The following is a 25712-nucleotide window of genomic DNA, read 5'->3' on the forward strand; positions in this document are numbered from 1 at the left end:
CGAGCGCCCACCGCCCGATCCGCACACCCAGCGGCCCCAGCGGCCCGAGCACCCACACCGGATCCGCGCGTCCAGGAACAGGGCGCACCCGGCGCACCCGGCGCACCCGGCGCACCCGGCGACCCAGCCGGCCCACGCGGCTCCGGTGGCCGGAGGTCCGATGCCGTGCTGCGGGAGACGGTCGCTTCCTGCACGCTTGGCAGATGAGTCTGTGGCAGCTCGTCGCGGTCGGCCTGGTGATGCTGCTCGGCCTGGTGGGGGTACTGGTTCCCGGTGTGCCGGGGCCGGCGATCGTGTGGGCCGCCGTCGCCTGGTGGGCGCTGACCGACACCACCGGGCTGGCCTGGGGCATCCTGGCCGGCGCCACGGCTCTGCTGCTGCTGAACCAGGCCCTCCGCCCGCTGCTGCCCACCCGCCGCCCGCGTGAGTCCGGGGCGCCGCGCAGGACGGTCCACATCGGCGGGGCCGCGGGCATCGTGGGGTTCTTCATCGTGCCCGTGCTCGGCGGTATCGCCGGTTTCATCGGAGGGATCTTCGGGGCGGAATGGGCACGGCTCGGCGGCCACCGGGCCGGCTGGGCATCCACCCGCACGGTCATGCGGGCCATCGGCACGGCGGTGCTGGTCGAGCTGACCGCCTGCCTGACCGTCACCGGAGCCTGGCTCGGCGCCCTCATCTGGGGGTAACGCCGCCCCGGTACAGCAATGCCCGCAACGCCCGCAATACATAGGAGCTCTCACGACTCCCTCCCTACTCATTGACGCACCACAGCGCCATGTCTACCTTTCTCCGAGGGATAGCTCGGATGAATTCATGGGTTACGAGCCGCCGGGAGGCGTCATGGCCGCTGCACCTGAACCACCGGAACGACGCACCGTTCTCGCCACCGGCACCGCCATCGGCGGCGCCCTGCTCACCGGGGGCCTGGCCGCCGTACCCGCACAGGCCGCCCCCGAAGAGAGCCGGGCGGCATCACCCCGGCTCGCTCCGGTCGCCGTTCAGTCATCGGATGACAGCTGGAAGGCGATCCTGGACGACGCCGACCTCGTCTGGCAGCAGATGCCGAAGACCTGGTACGAGGGCCCGTACCTCGGCAACGGCTACCTCGGTTCCGGCATCTACGCCGAGCCCGGCCGGAACGCGGTCCGCTTCAACGTCCAGCACTCCGAGGTCACCGACCACCGCCCCGAGTTCGGCTCGCTCTTCGGCCTGGCCCGGCTGCCCATCGGCTACTTCACGCTGGAACCGGCCGGCACCATCACCGGCATCGACTGGCGGCTGGGGCTGCGCGACGCCGAGCTGACCGGCACCCTGACCACCGACCGCGGCACCCTCACCCTGCGCGCCCTCGTCCACAACTCGCTCTCCGTATTGGCCGTCGAGGTCACCCCGAGCGAGGGCGAGAAGGACTTCCGCTGGGTCTTCCACCCGGCCGAAGCCATCAGCCCGCGCGCGGCCTCGAAGCCGCTCCCCGACGGCTACACGGCCAACCCGCCCGCCGTGACCGAGCAGCACAGCGGGGTGACGACCGCCGTGCAGCCGCTCCTCGCGGGCGGCCAGCATGTGACCGCGTGGCAGGAGCGCACCCACGGCGCGCACGGCACTCCGAGCACCCGGCGCACCCTGTACGCCACCGTGGCGCACTCCCACCCGAAGAACACCGCACGCGACCGCGCCGTACGGCTGATCCGCACCGTGGCACCGGTCCCCGTCGACGTCCACGCACCGTCCCACCGCGCCTGGTGGCACCGCTACTACCGCAAGAGCTTCGTCTCGGTACCCGACGCGCGCATCCAGCGCTTCTACTGGATCCAGCTCTACAAGGTCGCGTCCGCCGCCCGCGCCGACGCCCCCGTCATGGCGACATCAGGGCCCTGGCTGGAAGAGACGCCCTGGCCCAACACCTGGTGGAATCTCAACGTCCAGCTGGAGTACTGGCTGATCCACGGCTCGAACCATCTGGAACTCGACGCGGTGACAAGGGCGTTGGGAGAGTTCCGGGGGAACCTCTCGAACCAGCTGGCGGCGCCGTACCGGAAGGACTCCGCAGGCATCCCCCGCACCACCGACCCCCAGCTGGTCAACGGCGCGGCCGTCGCCAACGGCGGTTACGGCGTGGGCATCCCCGGCGAGGACCCGCCCACACCCGAGGTCGGCAACCTCACCTGGGCGCTGCACAACGTCTGGCTGAGCTACCGCCACACCATGGACGAGCGGATCCTGCGCGACACGCTCTTCCCGCTGCTGCGCAAGGCCGTCAACTACTACCTGCACTTCCTGACCCCGGGCAAGGACGGCAAGCTGCATCTGCCGGCCACCTTCTCGCCCGAGTACGGGGTCAACGCCCCGGACACCAACTACGACCTGATGCTGCTGCGCTGGGGCTGCCGCACCCTGGTCGACTCGGCCACCGTCCTGGGCATCAAGGACCCGCTCAAGGAGCGCTGGCAGGAGGTACTGGCCAAGCTGGTGCCCTACCCGGTCGACGAGAACGGCTTCATGATCGGCGCGGGTGTCCCCTTCGCGATGTCCCACCGCCACTACTCGCATCTCCTCGCGGTCTACCCGCTGTACGAGCTGACCGGCCGCACTCCGGACGAACGCGCGCTGATCGAGAAGTCACTGGCCCACTGGGTCGGCTTCGAAGGGGCCCTCCAGGGCTATACGTTCACCGGCGCCGTCTCGATGTCCGCGCTGCTCGGCAAGGGCGAGGACGCGCTGAAGTACCTCGGTGAGCTGATGGCCCGCTTCATCCAGGCCAACACCATGTACAAGGAGTCGGGCCCGGTCATCGAGACACCGCTGTCCGCGGCGCAGTCGCTGCACGACATGCTCTGCCAGTCGTGGGGTGGTGTGCTCAGGGTGTTCCCCGCGGTCCCGGCGGCCTGGCGCGACCTCGTGCTGCACGACTTCCGTACTCAGGGGGCGTTCCTGCTCAGCGCGGTACGGGAGAAGGGGGTGACCCGCTGGGTCAGGGTGACCAGTGAGGCGGGCGCACCGTGCGCCGTACGCCATGGGATCCCGGGCCGCATCGACGTACGCGACGGCCACGGGCGCAAGGTGCGGTACGAGGACGCGGCCGACGCCACCGTCACCCTCGCGCTCCGCAGGGGCGAGTCCGCGCTCATCACCGCCGCGGGTGACCGGCCCGACCTGACGGTGCGGCCGGTCGCGCCCAACGAACAGGCCGCCCGCTGGGGGCTGCCCGGGTAACGCCACGGGCGAGCGGGCCGTGCCGCCGCTGCGGTGGCGGGGCCGGCGCGCGATGCTGGGCACATGAGTGAATTCACCGATGCCGAACGCGCGTATCTCGCCACCCAGCGGCTGGGGCGGCTGGCCACCGTCGACCCCAGGGGCCAGCCGCAGGCCAATCCGGTCGGCTTCTATCCGCAGGAGGACGGGACGATCCTGATCGGGGGCTACGCCCTGGGCACGACCAAGAAGTGGCGCAACCTGGAGGCCAATCCGAAGGTGGCGCTGGTCGTGGACGATGTGGTGAGCGTGCAGCCGTGGCAGGTGCGCGGGGTGGACATCAGGGGTGAGGCCGAGCTGCTGACCGGACCGCACGAGCTGGGCCCGCACTTCAGCAACGAGCTGATCCGCATCCACCCCGCGAAGATCCACAGCTGGGGTCTGGAGTGACGCGGTGAGCCACTCCCCCGGTGCTCACTGCTGATCGAGCCAGATGTGCCGCAGCGCGTACGAGCGCCAGGGCCGCCACATCTCCGAGCCGGGCTCACCGGCGAGCGTCACATCGGGGTCTCCCAGCGCCCGCATCCGGATCAGCGCGGCGGCCGGCGGGGTCATCCCGGGCAGCGCGAGGAGCGCCTGTTCGGTCTCGTCACGGTCGGCTCCCGGGTCGAGGCGTACGCCGGACACGGCGCCCAGCGACGGCTCGTCGGTGAGGAGTTCGTCCGGTGCCGGGAAGAGGTGGGTGAGGCCGCCGCAGGGCCGGTCGAGCGGCGTGCCGTAGCGCTCGACCAGCCACTGCGACTTCTCCCGCCCGGCCAGCGCCCGTACCGCGTACTCCTCGGGCCCCGCCGTACCGGGCGAGCGCAGCCCCGGGCGGCGCGCGACGAGCGGTGCGAGACGCGGGTCGGCGGAGAGGCGCTCGTCGATGGCGTACGGATCGGCGTCGAGGTCGAAGAGGCGGCGCAGCCGCTGTACCGCGGTGGTCAGGTCCCGCAGGTCGGTGAGGTGGATCCGCGCCTCCAGCCAGCGCCCGGCCGACCGCTCGCCGACCGCGGCGATACCCGCGCCGTACGGCAGCCGCAGGGTGCGCCGGTAGGTACGGGAGCCGGGCTTGCCGAGCACCTCCTCGGTCCGCGGGATCGCCTCCCGCGCCAGCAGGTCGAAGACCTCCCGTGCCGCGTAGGGGCCGCGGTGGGCGAGGCGCAGCGGGATACCGGCGGCCGTCCCCGGGGCGGCGCCCGGCACGGTGGTGGCGGCCTCGGCCCGCAGCTCGCTCGGGGTGCGGGCGTAGATCTGCCGGATGGTGTCGTTGAACTGACGGACGCTGGCGAACCCGGCGGCGAACGCGATCTCCGTGATGGGCAGCACGGTGGTCTGGAGCAGGACGCGGGCGGTGTGCGAGCGCTGTGCACGGGCCAGGGCGACCGGACCGGCGCCGACCTCGGCGGTCAGCTGCCGCTGGACCTGCCGGGTGCTGTACCCGAGCCGTACCGCGAGGCCCGGCACACCCTCGCGGTCGACCACCCCGTCGCCGATCAGACGCATGGCGCGGCCGACGACGTCGGCGCGTACGTTCCAGGCGGCCGACCCGGGCACGGCGTCCGGCCGGCAGCGGCGGCAGGCGCGGAAGCCGCCGCCCTGGGCCGCCGCCGCTGTCGGATAGAAACAGACGTTCCGGCGCTTGGGGGTCACCGCCGGGCAGCTGGGCCGGCAGTAGATCCCGGTGGTGCGCACGGCGAAGAAGAACTCTCCGTCGAAGCGCGCGTCGCGGCTGCTCACCGCCTCGTACCTGGTCTCTTCATCCATCACGGAGTCCAGTGTGCCCCGGCGCCCACCCTCCGGCTGGCGGAAATCGGACAGCGCAACCGGGGGTGGGGTGGGTGCCCGGGGTGGGGCGGGGAGGTGGGCCCGGGCCCCAGGGAGGACGGGGGCCGGGACCCGGAGCAAGGGCCCAGCTGCCGGCCCCGCCCCCGGCCCGGTCAGGGCTTGCGGATCTTGCCGCGCTTGGCCTCCATGTTGGCCCGGCCCTCCGCCCCCTTCAGCTTCCAGTCCCGCCGGATCTCGGCGCGCATCCGGGCGTCGGTCCTCGCGAGGATCCGCTGGTTCTCCCTGAGCAGCTTGCGGTAGCTCTCCAGGCGGCGGACCGGCAGTGAGCCGTCGTCGATGGCCGCGAGCACCGCGCAGCCAGGTTCGGTGTCATGGGCGCAGTCGTGGAAACGGCACTGCCCGGCGAGCGCGTCGATCTCGGCGAAGACCTGGCTGACCCCGCTCGACGCGTCCCAGAGCCCGACACCGCGGAGCCCCGGAGTGTCGATGAGGACGCCTCCGCCGGGCAGGAGGAGCAGGTTGCGGGTGGTGGTGGTGTGCCGGCCCTTGCCGTCCACGTCCCGGATCGCCTGGACCTCCATCACATCCTCGCCGACCAGCGCGTTGGCCAGGGTCGACTTGCCCGCGCCGGATGCTCCGAGCAGCACACTGGTGCCCCCGGCGACGAGGGCGGCCAGCACGTCCACACCGTCACCGGTGGCGGAGCTGACGGGCACCACCTGCACACCCGGTGCGGTGGTCTCGACATCCTCGACGAGATACGAGAGTCCGGTCGGATCCGGTACGAGGTCGGCCTTGGTGAGGACGACCAGCGGCGTGGCGCCCGACTCCCACGCCAGCGCGAGGAACCGCTCGATCCGCCCGAGGTCGAGCTCGACGGCCAGCGACACGGCGATGATCGCGTGGTCGACGTTGGCGGCCAGGATCTGGCCCTCGGAGCGGTCGGACGAGGTCGAGCGCACAAAAGCGGTCCTGCGGGGCAGCAGCGCCCGCGCGAACTGTGGGTCACCGACCGGATCGACCGCGGCCCAGTCCCCGGTGCACACGACCCGCATGGGGTCACGCGGTACGACGTACTCGGTGTCGGCCCGCACAGGACCGGCCGTCGTGACGACATCGCACCGCCCACGGTCGACCCGCACGACCCGGCCGGGCAGCAGCCCCTGAGCGGCATAGGGGGCGAACTCGGCCTCCCAGTCCGCGTCCCAGCCGTAAGCGGCGAGCGGGTGCGCGGAAGCGGAAGAAGCGGAGGAAGCCTGGGAGAAAGAAGAGAAAGAAGAGAAAGACAAGGGGTGACCCTTCACAAGGGTGGCCCCGGCACCGCGCGCACTGGCGCGGAGGAAGACAGATCAGCGAGGGATCAGCCGGAGGCCACAGAGGTGGAGTGGATGAGCTTCCGGGTGCAGACAGCACCCATCACGACGACAGCCATCGGTCACACCTCCTGCCTTGCGTCAGCCGGCTCCGGCAGCAACAAGCCACCGGAAGAACACAGCAGACCTTAGCCACGGCCCCGGCAGCGCGCCAACGGTTTTTCTCCGGCCGAGCCCGATCATGCGTCCGGGGTCCGGCGGATACCTGAAGAAGGTCGGTCTCGGCCGGCCGCCGGCCTCCCAGCGGTACAAGCGTTGGTCTCAGTCCTTGACCGGGGTGCCGTCGTTCATGGCGAAACGGGCGGAGCACTGTTCGTCGGACCGGTCGCTCGCGTTCCAGACGCAGATCCACATCGTGTGTCCGACGTCCGGGATGAAATTCGTCTTCGCGGCGCCCCAGGAGGCATGGAACGTGTACGCGATGCCGTCGCTGCGGTGGAGTTCGGCGTCGCAGCTCCGTTTCAGGGAGGTATTGAGCACGCCTGCGAGCTCGCCTGAGCCGTTGTCGTCCAGCCAGGCGGAGCAGGTGGCGTCGTTGCCGACCCAGGCGGTGTCCGCCTCGGAGCCCTTGACCTGCGCCGGGTCGTCGCTGCCGTTGATACCGCTGATCGACGACGCGGTGACGCGGGTGGCGGGTGCTGAGGAGCCGGCGGTCGCGACGGGGGCGGAGGGCGAACGCACGCCGGGCGCGCTCGGCGGGACGGTCGTGCCCGGGCCGGCCGGGACACTCTTGTCCGTGCCGGCCGGGGCCGGGCGCCCGGACTCCGCCGCGGTGGACGAGGCCGAACGGCTCGGGCTCGCGGAGGACTTCCGTGTCGCCCCGGCCACGGGCTCGACGCTGACCGATGCGCTGTGGGCCGGATGGGCGGCGCCGTTGTGCCGAGGAGCGGACGGCAGGAGTACGAACGCCGCGACGGCGCCGAGGGCGATCACCGCGGCGGCCGGGAGCAGGAACAGGCGTTTGCGTGGGTGCCGGGGTGGCGCGGCGGAAGGGGGCGCGGCCTCGGGCACCGGATCCGCGTCCAGGTCCGGCGGCGGGACGGTCTCCAGCTTGCCGACCGGCGTCGCGGCGAAGGCACGTCGCGAGGCGATGCGTGACATGACCTCGGAAGGCCAGGAGGGAGAAGGAACAGGCAGGTGTGGGCGGACCGCGTCCACCAACTCCCGGGCGGTGGGGCGGGCCCCGGGGCCGGTCGCGAGACAGGATCCGATGACGGCGGCGAGGCCGGCGTCCACGGCACGCAGCGGCTCGGCGTCGGGGACAGCACCGGGCGTGCGGCCCGAAGCCGCGTAGAGCACGAGCGTCCCCAGCGAGTAGATGTCCGCGGGCGCGCCCACGTCCCCGTCCCCGGCCTGCTGTTCCGGTGCCGAGAATCCCTGCGTCCCGTAGCCGCCACCGCTCTTGGTGAGCCTCGCCTGGTCCGCGGCGCGCGCGATCCCGAAGTCGATCAGCTTCACGCCGTCCCGCACCAGCATGACGTTGCCCGGCTTGACGTCACGGTGCGCGATGCCTGACGCGTGCACGGCCGACAGGTGGGTGGCCGCCTCGGCCAGCAGCAGCCACAGCGCCGCGGCGGGCAGCGGGCCGCGCAGCCTGACCGCCTCGTCCACAGTGAGTCCGGGCACGTACTCGGTGGCGAACCAGGGGCGTTCCGCTGTGCCGTCGCTCGCCAGCACCCGCGGCCCGACCCCGGCCGGCACACGGTAGAGGATGCCGACCTCGCGTTCGAAGCGCTCGCTGGAGACCAGCCGTGGCCGGACGCGCTTGACAGCGGCGTAGCCCTTGTCGGACGCCCCGAGGTAGACCTCGCCCATGGCGCCGACACCGAGCAGACCGATGAGGGTGAAGCTGCCGATCTCCTGCGGATCGTCCGCGCCGAGCGATTCGGCGATCGTGCTATCGATCATCAGCAGTTCCCCGGCCGCTCGCGCTCACAGCGGGCAGGCTATCGAGCAAGTCAGGCCGGGGCAAGACGAGTTGGCGGCGCGCACGCCCTTGCCCACCGTACGCGTTCGCGGGAGGACCGGTCCTCCCGGTGCGCTCTTACACTGACGCGAGCCGACCCGGAGGTATGCGACATGGCGTACGGAAACTTCCCACCGCAGATACTGCCGCCGGGCAGTCCATCCGACAGGGTGCTCTCGGCGCCGCCGGGGACGATCTTCGTACTGGGTCCGGAAGGCGGGTACGCCGTGCCGCCGCGCCGTTACACGCTGCTGTTCGGGCGCGACCGGGAAGACGTGCATGTGCCGGTCGGTGTGGACGACCCGACCGTCAGCCGTCGGCACGGCGTGTTCACCTGCACGGCCGCGGACGGCGACTGGTGGCTGGTCAACACCGGCAATCTGCCGATCGAACTGCCCGACGGCGTGCTGATGCTCACCGGCCACAAGCGCCTTATCGAGACCGGGTACACCCCGCTGGTGATCAACTCGTCCAAGCGGCGTTCCCACCTGGTGGAGGTCCGCGTCGTGGACGAGGACGACCGGAACCCCCGCTCCACGAGCGGTGCGGAGACCGTGGACCCCGAGTCGGTCTACGAACTCTCCCCGCAGGAGCGGCTGGTGCTCACCGCGCTCGCCCGGCGCTACCTGGAGGGCCACGACGCCTTCCCGCTCCCGCTGGCCTGGGAGGACACGGCCCGTGTGGTCAACGCCTCCCCTTATGTGACCAAGTCCTGGACCTACAAGTCGGTCGCGAACACGGTCGAGGACGTACGCGAACGGCTGCACCGCCGGGGCGTACGCGGACTGCTGCGCGACGAGGTCGGCGAGCCGGTCGGCTCGACGCTCAGTGTCAACCTGATCAGGGAACTGCTGAAGACGGCGACGCTGAGTGCTCAGGACCTGGAGTTGCTGGCCGACCAGGACTGACGACAACTGAGCGGATCGCACGGCACGTGCCCCGGCCGAACACAGGCCGGGGCACGCCGCGTTCCTCAGCCTTCCGCCTCACGCTCGGCTTCGGCGTTGTACGTGACGTGCATGGTGCCGTGTTGCACTGCGAACACGGCTGCCTGGTCCTCCGCCGAGCTCCGCTGCTGAGGCTCCGGGTCCGGACCCGGCTGCGGCACCGGCTGTACGGGGCGCCGCGTCGTGTTCGTCACGCGGTTGTTGTCTCCTACGACGAAGGTGCCGGAAACGTCCCCGGTGTGGATGTCTCCGTGTGTGGATTCCGCAGGCATGGCCGGCCTTTCTTCTGGTTGGTCCCGGGCGAGGTCACTCGCCGCAGTCGGTCAGCAGGCTGTCGATGGCGGATCCCATCGCCGAGCTCTGACTCGATGTGTCGATCACGCTGCCTGAGACATCGGGTTGGAATGCCTGGTACTGACTCGCCATCTGCTGAACGGCCGTCAGCATGCTGGTGAGGTCTGCTTCCACGGAGCTGTCCTGCGCTTCCGATATGGCGAGCTGCAACGTGGACTCGATGACGTTCAGGTCGGCGGCGACGGTGTTGTCGGCGGAGACGACCGCGCTGTCGTCGGGAGCAGTGGACGTCACGCCCGAGTTGTAGCTGTCCACAGCACTGCTGTACGAGTCGAACGCGGTGTCCGACGCGTCGGCATCGGTCTTGTACTGCTGGGACTCCGAAGTCAGCTTCGGGAGCGCTGTCGCGCACACGGGATCCACGGTGGGCGAGGCGTCATCGCTGGGCTCGGTGTCATCGGTGGCCGCGGTGTCGTCGCCGGGGTCGGTGTCGGCACCGGCCGAGGTGTCGTCGATCGGGCTCGGCGCGCCGGCAGGGCCCGCCACCACGGTGGGAGACGGGTGCGACTGATCGTTCGCGTAGACCACGGCACCCACGCCCAGTACGGCCGCGAGGCCGATCGTGCAGGCGAGGGCGAGTGCCGATATTCCGCCCTTGGCACTCGCCGCACCGGCCGCGGTGAGTGCCGTGTGGCCTGCGCTCGTCGCGGGCGCGGTGGTGGCGGGCGCGGAGGTGCTCGCGGCATGCGTCGAGTGGGCGGCGGAGGAGTGCGCCGCCGAGAGGTCGATCCGCTTGGGTACCGGTGCGGCTGAGTGTGCGCCGGTCAGGTGGGCGGCGACGTGCGGCTGCGCGGAGGAACGGGACAGGTCGACCACCGGCCTCGCGACGTGGGTGGACAAGGCGGCGTGCCCGGGAGCCGACGTGGCCGACGTGGCGGCGGCCGGGTGTGTCAGTGCCTGCGTGTGGACCACGCCGTGCGTCGGAGCGATCGGGTGGACCGGCGCTGTGCCGGTCGACGCCGCACCGACCGGCGGTGTGCCGGTCGACGCCGCACCGGTGACCTGCTGGACCGCCGCATGCGTGTGCAGGGAGGTGAGTTCCCGCCACAGCACATCCGCCTCCAGCACCAGCGCCGCCGTCTGCGCGGCCCGCCCGATCGCCCTCCGGCGGGTGCGGGCCTCGCGCAGGAAGAACTCCTCTCCCTCCTTGTCCCCCGCGCTCTTCGCCGCTGCCCAGCCGACTCCGAGCAGGCTGCCCCACGCGTCGAACTGCCGGGACAGCGCCAGCTTCGGCGAGGCGGCACGCGCCAGCGCCGCGCCGAGCTGCGCGTGTCCGCTCTTCTCCGCTCGCAGCACCGCGACATCCAGGGCCTGGAAGTGTGCCGCGACGTCGTCCGGGGTGGTGTCCCTCGCCTCGACCCACGTGGTGAGCGTCCGGCAGAGCCGGTCGGCGGGATACACCGTCCTCCGGTTGGCCAGCACGGACTCGGCGACGTCCGGCGGACAGCTGTAGCCGCTCTCCGATGCGAGCAGCAGGCCGTGTCGCACCAGACCACCGGCGAGCGTGTCGACGTCCGGCAGACCGAGCAGATCGTGGAGATGCCCGGTGGCCAGCTCGGCGCCGGACAGCGAGCCGAGCAGGTGCAGCAGGTCGCGCTCCTGCGGCCGGAGCTTGTTCAGCAGCGCGGGAAGCAGCTCCGGGAGATCGGCGATGCCCGGCAGACCCTTGCCGGTCACGGCGGACAGGGCGATGCGCCGCAGCCGGAGCGGGTTGCCTCCCACCGCGTCGCACAGCGCGCCCACGACCGGCGCCTCGTCGGGCAGCAGTTCGCGGGAGAGCAGCGCCTCCATCAGTTCGGCCGCCGCCGGGGCCGTCAGCCCTTCGAGCCGGATCGCGTGCACACAGTCGACCGCGGACCGCTGCTGCGAGGTGAAGACGAACGTGGACTGCCCGGCCATGTCGAAGAGCCGGCGCAGGTCCTTCTCGTCGAGTCCCGCGTCGTCCAGGTAGATCCGCAGCCGCAGGGTCTTCAGATGCTCCTTCAGCACCTCCAGCGACGGCTTGTAGTCCGGCGCGTCGAAGCTGATGTCGAATATCGCCTGCGCGATGTCATCGGCTGTTCGTCCGCCGGCCTCGACATAGGCCACCCCTTCGGGCCCGCGCGGCATCTCGCACGCGAGGTGGCGCAGCAGCGCGCTCTTGCCGACCCCTGATGCGCCCCAGATCTGCACCAACTGCCGTGTCTCGATGGCGTCTCGCAGTACGCGTACGTCCCGCTCCCGTCCGATCAGCCGCTCGGCGGCGGACCGCGGCAGCTGGCAGATCGGTCGGCGCTTGACCGGATCCGGCAGCGGCCCCCCGTGCACGGTGACGGTCGAACCGTACTCAGCGGTGATCTTGAGGTTGCTCACCGTGTTGTGGCTGCCTACGACCATCGTTCCGGACACGTCGCCCGTCCGTATCCGCCCGGAAGCGTCCGGAACACCGTTGTTCTCCGACATCTTCTTCCCCCCGTCCTCTCCCCTGCCGGGTCCCGGCACGTGGTCATGCTGGCGCCGTCCCGCCGTACGAACCCGGCGCTTTTACGTGTTCGGCGAAATCGCCGGTGATTCTCCGGCCCCGGCCGCAAGAGCGATCCGGGCGAGATGATCCAGGTCGAGGATCGTGATCCTGCGGTAGCCGGTCACCACCGCGCCGGACTCCCGCAACGCCCGGAGCGCCTTGTGGATCGACGACTCCGCCGCGCCGGCCAGTGTCGCCATCTCCGGTTGCGACAGCGGGAGTTGCACTTCGTTCCGGCCCGGAGGGCCGTAGATGACGGCCAGGTGGTGCAGGATCCTGGCCAGCCGCCCGAGCACGTCGCAGCCGGTGAAGTCGACGATCCGGCCGGTCGCCGTGCGCAGCTTGGCCACCACGCTCGCGCTGAGCGCAAGTCCTATGGAGGGATACCGCTTCGTGCACTCCAGCAGTTCGGAGCGGAGGATGTAGCGGGCCAGCACCCTGCCACAGGCGGTCACGGTGCCGACGCGCGGCTGACCGTCGATCCCGGCGAACTCCCCGACCAGGTCCCCGGCCATCCGCACGGCCAGCAGCGCCTCGCGGCCGTCCTGCGCGAGCGCGGTGACCTTCACGGTGCCGCCGAGCAGGAGCAGCGCGAAGTCCGACGTGTCGGCCTCGCGGATGGTGATCTGACCCGCCGGGTAGACCACGCGGTGGCCGAGTCCCAGGAGGATTCCCCGGTCGGCGTCGTCCACCCGGCCGAGCAGCCCGGCCGACGGCCAGTAGGCAGTGGACCCGCGAACCTGTGTGTTGCTCATCGGCCACACCTCTCTCGTCGTTCGGCCGAAGCCGTACAAGCCGTATTAGTAGCCGTTCTACCCGGGGACCCCTCCTCTACGATCCCGTCAATCATCTTGTCTGCACCGGACACCAGGGACGACGGCAAATCGATCGCCGAATTGCCGGTCCTCGTCGTGATCGCGGAGGGATTGTGAATCCGAGGTATGAATACCGAGCCCTGCTGGCGTGCGACATCGCGGGTTCCGCGGGCCGTGGCGAGCAGCGGCTTCAGGAGATCCGCGGAGTTCTGCGCTCCACGCTGTTCGATGCTCTGGGCATCGCGGGTCTGAACACGCGGGACTTCTTGTACGTCGACACCGGGGACGGCTGCCAGCTCGTCGCCCCGGCCGCACTGCCCAAGGCCGGACTGCTGTTCCCGCTGCTCCCTGAGCTGTGCTCACGGATCCGCGAGCACAACGGGCAGGCCGGCGTGGACACTCGGCTGCGCGTGCGGGCCGCGGTGCACGCCGGGGAGATCCGGCTCGATCCGGACGGGACCGTCTCCGGAGCCCCCTTCGAGGCGCTGGCCCGGCTGCTCGACTCGGCCCCGCTGCGGCACGCGACCCTGGCCGGCACCGGCGGCACCCCGCTGGCCGCGATCCTTTCGCGCCACTTCTACGAGGAAACAGTCGGGCACGGCTACGAGGGGCTCGAAGCGGACGCCTTCACCGCGGCCGACGTCCGGGTCAAGGAGTACGCCGCGCGGGCCTGGCTCTGGTACCCGGGCAGCCCCGTCGGGCCACGCGTCGGTTCCGGCCTGGATCCCGTCTCCGGCGAGCAGCCTGCGCAGCCCGAACCACGGACCGTGGAGCAGCTCGTCCAGGCCACCGGACACGGCACGGCCTTCGCCGTGCACCGGGGCGACCAGTACATCCGCCACAACGACCGGGGTTGAGACGCGCCGATGAACGAGGAACTCGCCGCGCTGGCCGCGAGCGGCGCCACCGCTCTGGTCTCCGCAATGGGCACCGATCTCTGGCAGGAGGCGAAGAGGCTGATGGACAGGGTTCTCGCACAGGTACGCGGCGGCCGCCACCACGAGTTGTCCGCCGCGCTGACCCGGCAGTCGACCGCCACGAGGGGAGCGGTCGACGCCGGGGCGGTGGACTACTGGACCGAAGCTTTGGCTCAGCTGCTCGACCGGAACCGGGATATCGCCCAGGACGTCATGGCCCTGGCTTCACTGCGCCCTCCGGAAAGGCCGGACATCGTGATCCAGGTCAATTCCGCCACCCATTCAGGTGAGGTATTCGCGGTGCAGCACGGCACTCAGAATTTTTCCTCCCGGCCGAATTCCCGGGATTCCGAGGAACGGCCGTGAGCCGCGACGACGGCCGTCGGGACGGCCTCATGGACGGACGTTTGCGGACGGTGCTGCTCATGGCCGTCGCCATCGGGGCCTTCATCGAGGTCGGCACGTCGCATCAGCGGTACGACCTGCTGGTGGACGGGTTCGCCCTCGCGGCAGTGGGTGTCGTCGGCGCGGCGGCCGTACTCGGGTCCGAGTCCACGGCGCTCGCCCGGCAGCGGGACCGGCTCGAACCGGAATCCCGGCCCACCACAGCGGTCCCGGTCTGCCGCTACATCGCCGGGCCCGCGGCGCCGCAGCCGCAGCCCCCGAAGCCCCGGCCGTTCCTGCGCGAGCGGCCGACCGACCTCAGCGTTCCCCGCTTCGGCGACGGCGCACGTGCCCAGGGCTACCCCTGGCTGCTGCCCGAGCGCACGGTACAGAACGGGATCGCCGCCGACGAGGCCACGGTCGGTGCGTTCACCGTCCGCGCGGCCTCCGTCATCGGGCCCGGCCACCGCTGCAGCCAGCCCGCCGAGCCGCGGCAGGACTCGTACCGGATCGGGCGGAGCCGGGACAGCCGGTACGCGATCGTGGCCGTGGCCGACGGCCTGTCCAGCGCAGCGTGGTCCGACGCCGGGGCCACCACGGCGTCCAGCCGGGCCGTCACCCTGCTGCGCGAGCAGATCGAGACAGTGGGGTTCGGCGGGCTCGATGTCAAAGAGCTGTACGGGCGGATCGCGGAATCGGTCGCCGCTCACGCGGCCGGACGCGGCGTCGACACCTCGCACGTGGCCACCGTGCTGATCACCGCGGTGCTCGCCGAGCCGGACGCGAACGGCGTTGCCAAGGCATGGATCACGTGGCTCGGCGACAGTTCGGCCTGGACGCTCGACCCGCGCGTCCCACAGTGGCGGTTCTCCGCCGGTGAGGCCAAGGACCGCACGGCCGCGGTCGTCTCGAACGAGGTCGCCGGGCGGCTGCCGGACACACCGCAACTGGCCATGGGCCAGTACGTCACGCTGGCTCCCGGTGCCGCCCTCGCCCTGGTCACGGACGGGATCGGCGACGCGTGGGCGGACCCGGCGGGCAACGTCAACGAGTACTTCGCGAACGCCTGGCGCTCGCCGGTCCCGGCCACACGGTTCACCGCCGACGTCGGCTTCGACGCACCTCAGTGCCTTGACGACCGCACCGCTGTCGTGATGTGGAACGGTGACCGGGCATGACGGAGCCCCCTCTCACCGACGGCGACGGCCGGGCGGCCGGTGTACGGGACTGGGTGTTGCCGCGGACCGTGAGCGCCAGCGATCTCGGGCCCCTGGGCGAGCCGGTCTCCGAACACAACGGCCAGGCCATCGCCGTGAAGCCACTGACGGACCATCCGGGCTGGCTGGCCAAGCTCTACCGGCCGGACCAGCACCCGGAGGACGCCGACCGGCTCGACCAGCTCATTTCGGCTCCGGGCACGCTGCCTGAGGCGGATCGTGCGCTCCTGTACACCGGCACATGCTGGCCCGCGGCCCGTATCCAGGAGCCCGGCAACCCGGCCGTCGGCTGCGTCATCCCGATGGCGCCCGAGCAGTACCGTTCCGAGCTGCGGCGCGGCGCGTTCAGCGAGCGCCGCTTCGTGGAGATCGACTGGCTGGCGAAGTCCGACGAGTCGATCCGGGGCGTCGGACTGCCGCCTCCCGGCTTCGCGGGCAGGCTGGCTGCCTGCCTCCAACTGACGGAGCTCGCGGCGATCTTGGAGAGCCTGGGCCTGGTCTACTCGGACTGGTCGTTCTCCAACGCCTTCTGGAGCCCGGAACAGCGCTCCGTCTACCTCATCGACGTCGACGGCTGTCAGCCGAAGAAGATGCATGACATCCATCAGCCGAACTGGGCCGACCCACTCACGCCGCCGGGCACCGACGCCGACGAGTACACGGACCGCTACCGGCTCGGACTGCTCGTCGCCAAATGCCTGACAGGCCGGCGTGACGCGCACGCCTTCCACACGGTCGCCGCGTCCCCCTGGCCGAACCAGCCCGCCGCCTCCGAAGTCCTGCTCGACATGCTGCTCGCGACCGACCGTGAGCGGCGGCCCTCGGCCGCCCAGCTGAACCAGGCGCTGAGCAGCGGCCCCTATCTCAGAACCACGCCACGTCCGACACGCACCGCGCTGCCACCGTTGCCCCCGCAGCCGGTCACTCAGCCGGTCCCGGAGTCCCCGGCGGGTGCCCATCAGCCCGTGAAGGAACCCGCGCAGACGCCCGCCGAGCCGCCCGGGGCCGGCTCGCAGGCCGGCTGGATTCTCGTCATCGTCATAGCCGCGATCCTGCTGTTCGCCATCGCCTCCAACCACTAGCTCAGAGGTGCACCATGTCACTCTGCTTGCCCACCTACGTGGTGATCGACGCGTCCTCGTCGATGAAGCCGCACGAGGCAGTGCTCAACGCGACCCTCTCCCGTCTGCACTACAACCTGGCGACAAACCCCCGCGTCTCGGAGTTCGCCCGAGTCTGCGTGGTCGCCTTCTCCACCGATGTGCACGTGGTGATCCCGATGTCGGACATGGAGCAGGTGCCGGCCATGCCCGAGGTGATCTGCGGCGGGCGCACCGAGTACGGCAAGACCTTCGACCGGGTGAGGGAGTGCATCGAACAGGATGTCAGCGACCTGAGGTCGCAGAACCTCGACGTGCTACGGCCGACGGTCTTCTTCCTGACCGACGGCGCTCCGACCGACGCGTACTGGAAGGACTCCTTCCGCACGCTCGTGGACAGGGACTGGCCGCGCCACCCTCACGTGATCGCGTACGGCTTCGGCGGCGCGAAGCGCGACGTCCTGGAACAGGTGGCGACCAAGGCGCTGTTCATCGCCGACGGTTCGGACACCGAGTCGGCACTGAGCGCGGCGATCACCGGTCTGCTCAACACCCTGATCGCCTCGTCGAAGACGGGTCAGATGCAGATCGCCACCGACGTCAAGGGCTTCGAGTACGTCCAGGTCGCCCAGGAATACGTGGACTGATGAGGGACGTCGACCCGCGTTCCACGGCGTCCAGGCCACTGCGCGCCTCCGTCCAACTGACCGCGCTGGCCGCGGTGCTGCTCGTCTGCGGCGCCGCGGTCCAGGTGACGGGCAATCTCCACGGCTCCTCGGGGAACGGGAGGGGAAGCGGCCCGCACCCGGCGCCGACGGTGCAGCCGACCCACACCCGCTCCCGCCCCTCCGAGACACAGACACCGGCGCCACACCGCCCACCCCCGACCTCCCCCGCCGACGTGCCCAGCCCCACAGCCACGGCCACAGCAACGGCCACGGCCACGGCCACGGCCACGCAACCATCCAGACAGCGATTCTGGCTCCAATGACACGTGCTCGTCAGGCAATTGGACACGCCTACGGGCCCACGGCAGCGCAGCGCGGGAGGCACACATGGGAATACTGCACGCGATCCGGATACAGAAGCTCGTCACGGATGCCAGGCGCGCACACGCGCAGGGGGACGGCACCTTCGGAGCGTCCATCGATATCGACCCCCGGGGCATGGCCCGGATCAGGAACCCCATGAAGAAGATCCGCAAGGAGATCGATCTGGTCGTGCGATCCGTCGAAGACGTCGGCTGGGAGTGCGTGGGCGTGCACCAGTTCATGTACTCGATCAATATGGAGTTCGTCCGCGCGAGCTGAGTCCCAGCCCCTGAACCGGCACGCCGACGCGGGCGCGGTCCTGGCCGCGTCGGCCTGCCCCTCCCGGTCCACGGCGGGAAGCCCCGTGGGCGACGTAGCCCACACCGCCCGCACGGCAAACATCCAAACATGGGATGTTAGTGTCTTCGTATGGTCGGCATATTGGCGCCGGCCGCACAAGAACAGTGGCCAGATCCAGGACCGGCCGAAGGAGCCGTACATGCCCCTGCGGAGCACCGCGCGCACCAGCCTCGTGGAAGCCGTCATCGAGCAGATCGAGGCGCTCATCACCGAGGGCGAGTGGCCCGTCGGTGTCCGGATCCCGCCCGAGCCCGTCCTCGTGGAGGAGCTCGGCGTCGGCCGGAACACCGTGCGCGAGGCAGTGCGCGCCCTCACCCACACCGGAATGCTGGAGCCCCGCCCCGGCGACGGGACGTATGTACGGGCCGAGAGCGGATTCGGCGCCGCCCTCCAGCGCCGGCTGCACCGCAGCACCGCGCTCGAGGCGTACGAGGTACGTGCCAGCCTGGAGCGGGACGCGGCTCGCTACGCCGCCCAGCGACGCACCCCGGAGGACGTGGCCGCACTGCGCGAGGCTCTCGCCGTGCGGAACGCCGCGGGGGACAACGCCGCCTTCGTGGAGGCCGACATGGCCTTCCACCGGGCGGTGGCCGCGGCGGCCAGCAATTCCGTACTCGCTGAGCTGTACGACCAGTTCAGCGACTCGCTGCGCGAGACCCTCCGCTCCGTGACCACCGCGCCCCTGCCGGACACGGTACGGCGGCAGGTGGCCGAGCACACCGCCATCGTCGACGCGATCGAGGCCCAGGACCCCGCAGCGGCGGAACTGGCCGCGTTCACCCATCTGTCAGCGGCCATGGAGGCCCTGCGTGGTCTCGGGGACTCCGACGCCCCGGGCTCGTCGGGCTCATCCGGCTCCCCGGGATCGGACAAGGAAAGCGGATGAACAAGGACACCACCGGGACGGTCGGCCCACAGGCCCCGTCCGCCACGGCCACCGGCCCCGCGCACACACCCGGAGACCGGCCGCCGCAGACGCCGGCCCGTAAGGCGGGGCTGCTCATCGCCGGCATCGTGCTGCTCGCACTGAACCTGCGGCCCGCGCTGGTCGCCGTCTCGCCCCTGGCCCCCTCCATCAGGGACAGCAGCGGGATGTCGTCCCCGGCGATCAGCATGCTCACCTCGCTGCCGCTGCTCTGCTTCGGGCTGCTGGCGCCGATCTCTCCGCGCCTGGGCCGCAGGCTCGGCATGGAGCGGGCCCTGCTCGTCGCGATGGGCCTGGTCGTCGCCGGTACGCTCGTACGGCTCGCGCCCAGCACGGTCGCGCTGTTCGGCGGGACCATCGTCATCGGTGCGGGCATCGCCATCGGCAACGTCCTGCTGCCCGGTCTGATCAAGCGGGACTTCCCGCACCGCGTCGGCCCGCTGATGGGCGTCTTCTCGATGTCCCTCTTCACCGGCGCCGCTGCGGCCGCCGGGCTCAGCGTGCCCATCCAGCAGGCGTCCGGCGCGAACTGGCGGATGGTGCTGGCGGGCTGGGGCGTCCTCGCCCTCGTCGCCGCTCTGGTCTGGCTGCCGCAGATCCGGAACCGCACACGGGTCTCCACCCGTGAGGTGCGGGAGGCTTCGCACCCCGTGAAGGGCCTGTGGCGGCAGCCGCTCGCCTGGCACGTCGCCGCCTTCATGGGCCTGCAGTCCCTCACCTACTACGCGGCCACCGCCTGGCTGCCGGCCATCCTGGAGCACGCCGGGATGAGCGGCGGAACCGCCGGCTGGATGCTGTCCTTCTCCTCCCTGCTGGGGATCGCCGGCTCCTTCCTCGCCCCCGTCATCGCCGAGCGGCGTCTGCGTCCGGCGACGGTGACCGTGCTGTCGACGGTGCTGTGCGCGATCGGCCTCGCCGGGATGCTCGTCATGCCGGTCGGCCTCGCGTACCTGTGGATGGTGCTGCTCGGTCTCGGCCAGGGCGGCGCGATCAGCCTCGCCCTGCTGTTCATCGTCCAGCGCGCCCCTGACGCCCGGCATGCCGCCCAACTGGCCAGCATGTCCCAGGGCTTCGGCTATGTCCTCGCCTCGGTGGGCCCACTGGCTCTGGGCTCGCTCCATGACGCGTCGGGCAACTGGACGCTGCCGCTGACCGTCCTGCTGGTGATGCTGGTGCCGCAGCTCCTGTTCGGTATGGCCGCCGCACGCAACCGGCACGTGACGGAGGACGCCTCACTCGCCAAGGCCCCGTGACCACCGGGGTGAGACCCACGCCCGGTCCGGCCGACCGGACCGGGGGCGGCAGCGGTCGAGGCCCCCGTACCGCCGGAACCGGCGCTCGCCCCCGTACCGCTCCGGCGGTACGGGGGCGAGGCCACAGGGAGGGCCGTCCCTCCTGGGAAGCGGAGCTAGAGCCGTCGGTCCGCCAGTACGGGGAAGCTCGCACGGGCGATGTCCACCTCGGCGAGATCGACCTCGACCGCGAGCACTTCCTCACCGTCGCCCGCCTCGGCGAGTACGTCCCCGGTGGGCCCGACGACCTGGCTGCGGCCTCCCATGGGCAGCCCGCTGTGGGCGCCCGCGGTGTTGCACTGCACGACGACACACTGGTTCTCCACCGCGCGGGCCCGTCCGAGCAGGGTCCAGTGGCCGACACGGGACGCCGGCCAGGCCGCAGGCACCAGGAATACCTCGGACCCGGCAGTCAGCAACTCCCGGAACAGCTCAGGGAACCGCAGGTCGTAACAGGTGGCCAGTCCGGCCCTCGTCACCGGCAGCCCCCGCGCCCCGCTCAGCGGCGCGGTCACCGTTTCCCCGCCCGGCCGCATGAGCAGCGCCTCGCCCTCGCCGAATCCGAAGCGGTGGATCTTCCGGTAGGCCGCCTCCAGTTCGCCGCGGGGGCCGAGCAGCAACGAGGTGTTCCAGAAACCACACCCCTGGTTCTCCGCTTCCGGATCCGGGCGTACGAGAGCGGGCGGGCGTTCCACGATCGAGCCCGCGTGGACGGTGGCACCGATCTCCCGCGCGGCCGCCGCCAGCGCGGTGCGCACCGGGCCGTCCAGCGTCTCCGCCCGTTCCCGCCAGGAGGACGCGGCGAAGGCACCGTGCGCCCACAGCTCGGGCAGCACCACGAGATCGGCGCCGCGCTGCCCGCGTACGAGCTCCGCGACCCGTGCCGTCCGCTCCGCCACCGGCTCCTCGTCCCCGTATGCCACCTGGAGCACATGGACGCGCAGTCGGCGGGCTCCCGCCGAACGTGGCAGCGCGCCGGGGGGCGCCCCGCGCCCCCCGGACACTGATTCCGTCACACCGACCGCCCTACTTCTCGCGCGGGCGGGACGGCCGGTCCCGCAGGGCCATGGCCAGCGGGCGCAGCGGCGCACCGGTGGCGCCGCGCAGCCTGATCGGTGCCGCCACCAGGCAGAACTCATGCACGCCGTCGCGGGCCAGCGCCTCCAGGTCGACCAGCTCGATCATCGGCACACCGGATTCTGCGAGGAAGTGGCAGTGCCCCGGGAGCCAGTTGTCCTCGTGCTCGGACGGCCCCACCTCCACGCACTCCTGGTCGGCGGCGATCGCGATGATGCTCTGCCCGGTGAGCCAGCGGGCCGCGTCCAGGCTCAGGCCGGGAGGGTTACCGAGCACCTTGGCCCCGTCCGGCCAGTGCGACATCCGGCCGGTGCGTACCAGGGCGACATCGCCCTCGGCCAGCTCCAGATCGGCTTGCTTCAGGGCCTGTTGGCAGTCCTCGACCGTGATGGAGTACGAGTCAGGCAGACACGCGACGCCCTTGAGGCCGGCGATGTCGAGCAGCACACCGCGCGCCACGATGGGCGGGATCTGCTCGGCGCCACCGCGGTCCCAGTGCCGGCTGCCCAGGTGGTCGTCGGCGCGGAAACCGTTGTAGATCTCCCCGCCGACGCCGAAGTGGTTCAGGGCGTCGATGTGGGTGCCGGTGTGGGTGTACATGAAGATGACGTCACCGGAGTAACAGACGCGACGGTTGACCTCGCCGCCCGCGCCGTTGAGGTTGTCCACGGCCGTGCCGTCGGGCGTGTGGCTCATGAAGATCTGGTACGCGGGGTCGCCGGCCGCCTGGAAGCTCGGCATCCCGATGAAGTAGTCGATGCTCAGGTCGTAGACGCGAGAGGCGTCGGCGCGGGACATGATGGCCGCCTGCGAGGCGGGGGTCATCAGATTGAGCGCACCCCGCTGGTCGTCCTCGCCGTAGGGGCTCCTGGCGACCTCGATACCGGCCTTGGTGTCTGCCTTGTTCGCCATCAGACGTTCCCCCTCTCGATGTCGACGACGGCCCGGTCGGCGACCAGGGGCTTGAGTTCCTTGACGATTTCCACGTGGAAGGGGTGGTCGGAGTACTCCTGGAGGCCCTGCCAGTCGTCGAAGTCGGAGATGAGCATGCCGTCCCACGGGGTGCCGTTGTCACCCGGGTCGCCCTGGTGCCTGCCGATCTCCCAGCTGCGCAGCGAGGGGATCTGCTCGGACAGCCGGCTCAGCAGCTCGATGACCTTGTCGTGGTCACATCCGGGAGCGACCTTCCAGAGAAAGACATGACGGATCATGGTGTCGAAATCCTTTCGGGAGAGTGGAGTTCCGGGGTGGACCGGGCGGGACCGCCCGGTGGTCGGGGGCAGGAGATCGCTGGGGTCTCATGCGGGCTGTGGGCGGAGGTCCAGGTGCTTCGTCTCCGGCCCGAGCCGGGCGCCCAGGACGGTGAGGACACCGCTGAGCACGATCAGCACGAGCGGGGTGTAGGCGTACGGCATGACGGCCGAGAGCCCCAGCATGTAGAGGCTGTAGAACGACGGGACGACGAGCGAGAAGCTGAAGGCCACGCCGTAGCCGGAGGCACGGATGTGGGTGGGGAACGCCTCCAGCAGGTACACCGTCGCCACTCCGTAGGGGGAGACGGCCACGACGAGGCAGACGGTGTAAAGGACCATCGCCAGCGGGAAGTTGCCGCCACCGTCGAGGATGCGGATGGCGAGGAAGAAGGTGAGTGCGGCGATGGTCGCCGTACCGGTCCCGGACAGCAGCAGGACCTTGCGCCTGCCGTACCTCTGGCCGAGGACGCCGAGCGTGAGGTAGCCGGCGAAGAGCGCGACGTTGGCGACGAGCAGACCGGCGGTCACCGCGTCCGGGTCCTGCCTCAGCTGTGAGATCAGCAGCCCGGACATCGGGGAGACGACCGACTGGACGGCGAACCACAGACCGCTCATCAGCAGGAACACCTGCCCGAGCCGGCGGATGTTGCCCGCTGCGAACAGCTCTCTCAGCGGTGCCTTCCGCACTCCGCCCCGGTCCTCCGCCCCGGCCGCCCGGTCCTGGACCGCCGCTGTCCAGGCACCGGACTCCTCGACGGTGCGGTGGAAGTACCAGAAGAAGACCACGCCGAGCAGGCCGCCGACGACGAACGGGATCCGCCAGCCCCACTGCACATACGCGGATCCGGTCCCGCCGGCCGGGAGGAGTTGGAGGAGCGGCAGCGTGACGAGCGAGATGGCCATGTAGCCGACCGGGTAGGCGGCTGCGATCAGCGCGCCGACGAAGCCGCGCTTCTGCGTGGGGCAGGACTCCAGGGCGAGCGGGTTGGCACTGGTGTACTCGCCGCCCATGAAGACGCCGCCCAGCAGCCTGAGCACCATGAGCGCGGCCAGCGCGCCGTACCCCCAGTCCGCGTACCCCGGCAGGGCGGCCATCAGGAACGTGGCGACCGTGAAGCCGGCGACGGCGATGAGGGTGGAACGGCGGCGGCCGATCCGGTCGCTGAGGCTGCCGAAAACGGCCGAGCCGATCGGCCTCCCGATCAGTGTCACCGCGAACGTCAGGAAGAAGAGCGTGGTCCCCGCCGTCCCGGAGAGGGACGGCGACTGGAAGTAGTGGAGCGCGGGTGCGAGCGCGACCACCGGAAGATAGATGTCGAAGTAGTCGACGGCGAAACCGAGGAACGCGGCCCTCGCCGCCCGCTTCGCCTGCAGCGGCATCCGGCCGGGCTCGTGCGGCGCCGGTGTCCGCGTTGGCTCTCCGGTGGCCTGGATCTCTTCCACGGGTGCTCCTTCGGTGAGGTCAGCCGGTGGTGATGGCGGTACGGGCCTGCTCCAGGTCATCGGGCCGTCCGCAGGTGAAGGCAGCGACCACTCGCTCGCCGCGCGTGTACCGGACTGTGAACCGGCCGCTGTCGAGGGAGCCGGTGATGTGCTCGCTGTCCCAGTCGGAGGCCGGGCCCACGTACTCGAACCGCGCCCAGTCGGCCAGATCGGTCCAGAAGTACGGCACTTCCAGGTGCGCGGCCGGGGAGCCGAGCATGCCCAGTGCCGCTGTCGCCCCCTGCGCGGTCGCGTGCGCCTCGTGCTCCACCCGCAACCTGCGGCCGTGCACGGGGCTGTCGTACTCACAGACGTCGCCCGCCGCGAAGATGTGCGGATCGCTGGTGCGCAGCGTCGGGTCGCAGGCGAAGCCACCGGTGGGGCCCACCTCGATGCCGGCCGCCCGGCCGAGTTTGGTGTCGGGGACCGCGCCGATACCGACCACCACGAGGTCCGCCGGGATCCGGTCGCCGGTGTCCGTGCGGACACCGTCCACCCGGCCGTCGCCGGTGAACCCGGCCACTTGCCGGCCGCACACCAGCTCCACGCCGTGCGCGCGCAGGAGCCCTGCCGTGTACGCCGACACGGTGGGCCCGAACGCCAGCTCCAGGGGGCCGTTCTCGGGCATCACCATCGTGCAGTGGACGCCCGCCGTGGAGAGCGCCGCAGCCACCTCGACCGCGATGAAGGAGCCGCCGACGAGCACGGCCCGCCGGGCCTCGCTCGCCTCGGCACGCAGCTTCGCCGCGTTGCCGGGGGCACGGAGGTAGTGGATGCCGCCGAGCGTGGCGCCGTCCACCGACAGCCTGCGCACCATGGCCCCGGTCGCCAGGAGGGCCTTGTCGTAGTGCAGAACCTTCTTGTTCACGAGCGTCGCCGTGCGGCCCCGCGTGTCCAGGGCAGCGACGGCGGAGCGGGTCATCAGCCGGATGTCATGGCGGAGCCACCAGTCCGCCGGATACAGCGACGGGTCGTGCCGGTCCGCGTCGGGTCCCAGCAACTCCTTGGTGACGGCGGGCCGATGGTACGGGGTGAGCAGCTCGCGGGTGACGAGCGCGACCGACCCGCGGAAGCCCTGCTTGCGCAGCTCGGCCGCCGCCGCTGCGGAGGCAGCGCCGCCGCCGATCAGCAGCATGTCGACGGGCGTGCCGTCCCGGGGCGCGCTCACGCCGCGTCCTCGTCGTAGGGCTCGTAGTCGTCCTTGCGGGCGCCGCAGACCGGGCAGACCCAGCCGTCGGGGATGTCCTCGAAGGCAGTACCGGGGGCTATGCCGCCCTCCGGGTCGCCCTCCGCGGGGTCGTAGACGTCCCCGCAGGACATGCAGATCCACTTCTGTGCTGTCCTGGTGGTACTCATGTGCCTTCCCTCTCGGGTGGTGCGTCGGGGGGTGTGGTGGGGGGTGTGGTGGGGGGTGTGCCGGGGGGTGTGGAACCGCCGGGCCAGCGGGAGTTGCTGGGGTCCAGCAGGGGCGCGAGGTCCTCGTGGCGGGCCCAGGCGAGCGTCTCCAGTTCGAGTGCGTCCAGTTCCACGGTCCGGTGGGTACGGAGGTCCTCGATGAGCAGCCGGGGCCGGCCGGGCCCTGGGTCGCGCAGGCTGACGGCGACGGCCGCGAACTCATTGCGTACGACCAGTCGGTCAGGGTCAGGGTCCAGCGCCGCGAGGATCTGCTCCAGGGGCATGCCGTCGGTCATGCCGGG

The 25712-nt window shown here is 71.1% G+C and carries 25 protein-coding genes; 12 read left to right on the plus strand and 13 right to left on the minus strand.

The genetic code is table 11. The features are described 5' to 3' along the window. Nucleotides 1–203: 203 nt before the first annotated feature. From OG510_RS06895 to OG510_RS06905, 3 genes are all read left to right on the plus strand, one after another. Nucleotides 204–686 (plus strand): DUF456 domain-containing protein, encoded by a 483-nt coding sequence (locus OG510_RS06895; RefSeq protein WP_406135881.1) that lies wholly within the window; start codon nt 204–206, stop codon nt 684–686. Nucleotides 687–840: 154 nt separating this feature from the next. Continuing rightward, nucleotides 841–3213, plus strand: coding sequence for a glycosyl hydrolase family 95 catalytic domain-containing protein (locus OG510_RS06900; protein WP_406135882.1), 2373 nt, complete (start codon nt 841–843; stop codon nt 3211–3213). Between the two features lie 63 nt (nt 3214–3276). Further along, nucleotides 3277–3642, plus strand: coding sequence for a PPOX class F420-dependent oxidoreductase (locus OG510_RS06905; RefSeq protein ID WP_406135884.1), 366 nt, complete (start codon nt 3277–3279; stop codon nt 3640–3642). Nucleotides 3643–3666: 24 nt separating this feature from the next. On the opposite strand, the gene OG510_RS06910 is transcribed toward OG510_RS06905, so the two are convergent. From OG510_RS06910 to OG510_RS06920, 3 genes are all read right to left on the minus strand, one after another. Further along, the gene (locus tag OG510_RS06910; protein WP_406142322.1) at nt 3667–4998 is read right to left on the minus strand and encodes a bifunctional transcriptional activator/DNA repair enzyme AdaA; all 1332 of its coding nucleotides are present in this window, start codon (nt 4996–4998) and stop codon (nt 3667–3669) included. Nucleotides 4999–5171: 173 nt separating this feature from the next. Continuing rightward, nucleotides 5172–6308 carry a ribosome small subunit-dependent GTPase A gene (rsgA, locus tag OG510_RS06915; RefSeq protein WP_406135885.1) on the minus strand — a complete coding sequence of 379 codons (1137 nt, stop codon included), beginning with the start codon at nt 6306–6308 and terminating at the stop codon, nt 5172–5174. Between the two features lie 345 nt (nt 6309–6653). Beyond that, nucleotides 6654–8300, minus strand: coding sequence for a serine/threonine protein kinase (locus tag OG510_RS06920; RefSeq protein ID WP_406135886.1), 1647 nt, complete (start codon nt 8298–8300; stop codon nt 6654–6656). 171 nt (nt 8301–8471) lie between these two features. On the opposite strand from OG510_RS06920, the gene OG510_RS06925 reads away from it, so the two are divergent. Beyond that, nucleotides 8472–9266: an FHA domain-containing protein gene (locus OG510_RS06925; RefSeq protein ID WP_406135887.1), complete on the plus strand. Its 795-nt coding sequence runs from the start codon at nt 8472–8474 to the stop codon at nt 9264–9266. 65 nt (nt 9267–9331) lie between these two features. Here the strand turns inward: OG510_RS06925 and OG510_RS06930 are convergent, their stop codons facing one another. The 3 genes from OG510_RS06930 to OG510_RS06940 all read right to left on the minus strand — a co-directional run bounded on the left by OG510_RS06930 (nt 9332) and on the right by OG510_RS06940 (nt 12917). Further along, complete coding sequence (locus tag OG510_RS06930) at nt 9332–9499, minus strand: hypothetical protein (RefSeq protein ID WP_406135888.1); 168 nt, start codon at nt 9497–9499, stop codon at nt 9332–9334. 112 nt (nt 9500–9611) lie between these two features. Beyond that, nucleotides 9612–12101, minus strand: a complete 2490-nt coding sequence (locus tag OG510_RS06935; RefSeq protein WP_406135889.1) for a hypothetical protein — start codon at nt 12099–12101, stop codon at nt 9612–9614. An 81-nt stretch (nt 12102–12182) separates the two neighbouring features. Beyond that, nucleotides 12183–12917, minus strand: a complete 735-nt coding sequence (locus OG510_RS06940) for a Crp/Fnr family transcriptional regulator (RefSeq protein WP_406135890.1) — start codon at nt 12915–12917, stop codon at nt 12183–12185. A gap of 173 nt (nt 12918–13090) precedes the next feature. Here OG510_RS06940 and OG510_RS06945 point away from each other — a divergent pair, with 173 nt between their 5' ends. The 8 genes from OG510_RS06945 (at nt 13091) to OG510_RS06980 (ending at nt 20164) form a co-directional block, all read left to right on the plus strand. Further along, nucleotides 13091–13834, plus strand: coding sequence for a hypothetical protein (locus OG510_RS06945; RefSeq protein ID WP_406135891.1), 744 nt, complete (start codon nt 13091–13093; stop codon nt 13832–13834). 9 nt (nt 13835–13843) lie between these two features. Further along, on the plus strand, nt 13844–14260 hold the full coding sequence (locus OG510_RS06950; protein ID WP_406135892.1) for a hypothetical protein: 417 nt from the start codon (nt 13844–13846) through the stop codon (nt 14258–14260). Then, nucleotides 14257–15456: a protein phosphatase 2C domain-containing protein gene (locus OG510_RS06955; protein WP_406135893.1), complete on the plus strand. Its 1200-nt coding sequence runs from the start codon at nt 14257–14259 to the stop codon at nt 15454–15456. The genes OG510_RS06950 and OG510_RS06955 overlap by 4 nt, the downstream gene beginning before the upstream one ends. After that, nucleotides 15453–16577 carry a hypothetical protein gene (locus OG510_RS06960; protein WP_406135894.1) on the plus strand — a complete coding sequence of 375 codons (1125 nt, stop codon included), beginning with the start codon at nt 15453–15455 and terminating at the stop codon, nt 16575–16577. The genes OG510_RS06955 and OG510_RS06960 overlap by 4 nt, the downstream gene beginning before the upstream one ends. A 14-nt stretch (nt 16578–16591) precedes the next feature. Next, nucleotides 16592–17242: a vWA domain-containing protein gene (locus OG510_RS06965; protein ID WP_406135895.1), complete on the plus strand. Its 651-nt coding sequence runs from the start codon at nt 16592–16594 to the stop codon at nt 17240–17242. Between the two features lie 408 nt (nt 17243–17650). Next, nucleotides 17651–17905, plus strand: a complete 255-nt coding sequence (locus tag OG510_RS06970; RefSeq protein ID WP_406135896.1) for a hypothetical protein — start codon at nt 17651–17653, stop codon at nt 17903–17905. Between the two features lie 220 nt (nt 17906–18125). Next, the gene (locus OG510_RS06975; protein WP_406135898.1) at nt 18126–18872 is read left to right on the plus strand and encodes a FadR/GntR family transcriptional regulator; all 747 of its coding nucleotides are present in this window, start codon (nt 18126–18128) and stop codon (nt 18870–18872) included. Then, nucleotides 18869–20164 (plus strand): CynX/NimT family MFS transporter, encoded by a 1296-nt coding sequence (locus tag OG510_RS06980; protein ID WP_406135899.1) that lies wholly within the window; start codon nt 18869–18871, stop codon nt 20162–20164. The genes OG510_RS06975 and OG510_RS06980 overlap by 4 nt, the downstream gene beginning before the upstream one ends. A 155-nt stretch (nt 20165–20319) precedes the next feature. Here the strand turns inward: OG510_RS06980 and OG510_RS06985 are convergent, their stop codons facing one another. From OG510_RS06985 to OG510_RS07015, 7 genes are all read right to left on the minus strand, one after another. After that, nucleotides 20320–21147: a carbon-nitrogen family hydrolase gene (locus tag OG510_RS06985; RefSeq protein WP_406142323.1), complete on the minus strand. Its 828-nt coding sequence runs from the start codon at nt 21145–21147 to the stop codon at nt 20320–20322. An 82-nt stretch (nt 21148–21229) separates the two neighbouring features. Next, nucleotides 21230–22192: a cyclase family protein gene (locus OG510_RS06990; protein WP_406135900.1), complete on the minus strand. Its 963-nt coding sequence runs from the start codon at nt 22190–22192 to the stop codon at nt 21230–21232. After that, nucleotides 22192–22491, minus strand: a complete 300-nt coding sequence (locus tag OG510_RS06995; RefSeq protein WP_406135901.1) for a Dabb family protein — start codon at nt 22489–22491, stop codon at nt 22192–22194. Before OG510_RS06995 ends, OG510_RS06990 begins: the two co-directional genes overlap by 1 nt. Before the next feature lie 87 nt (nt 22492–22578). Next, nucleotides 22579–23976: an MFS transporter gene (locus OG510_RS07000; RefSeq protein WP_406135902.1), complete on the minus strand. Its 1398-nt coding sequence runs from the start codon at nt 23974–23976 to the stop codon at nt 22579–22581. A gap of 19 nt (nt 23977–23995) precedes the next feature. Further along, complete coding sequence (locus OG510_RS07005; RefSeq protein WP_406135904.1) at nt 23996–25183, minus strand: NAD(P)/FAD-dependent oxidoreductase; 1188 nt, start codon at nt 25181–25183, stop codon at nt 23996–23998. After that, nucleotides 25180–25371: a rubredoxin gene (gene rd / locus OG510_RS07010; protein WP_164260651.1), complete on the minus strand. Its 192-nt coding sequence runs from the start codon at nt 25369–25371 to the stop codon at nt 25180–25182. Before rd ends, OG510_RS07005 begins: the two co-directional genes overlap by 4 nt. Next, nucleotides 25368–25706, minus strand: a complete 339-nt coding sequence (locus OG510_RS07015; RefSeq protein ID WP_406135905.1) for a hypothetical protein — start codon at nt 25704–25706, stop codon at nt 25368–25370. The genes rd and OG510_RS07015 overlap by 4 nt, the downstream gene beginning before the upstream one ends. Between the last annotated feature and the right edge of the window lie 6 nt (nt 25707–25712).

It is taken from the genome of Streptomyces sp. NBC_01089, assembly GCF_045162975.1.
Classification (GTDB): Bacteria; Actinomycetota; Actinomycetes; order Streptomycetales; family Streptomycetaceae; genus Streptomyces.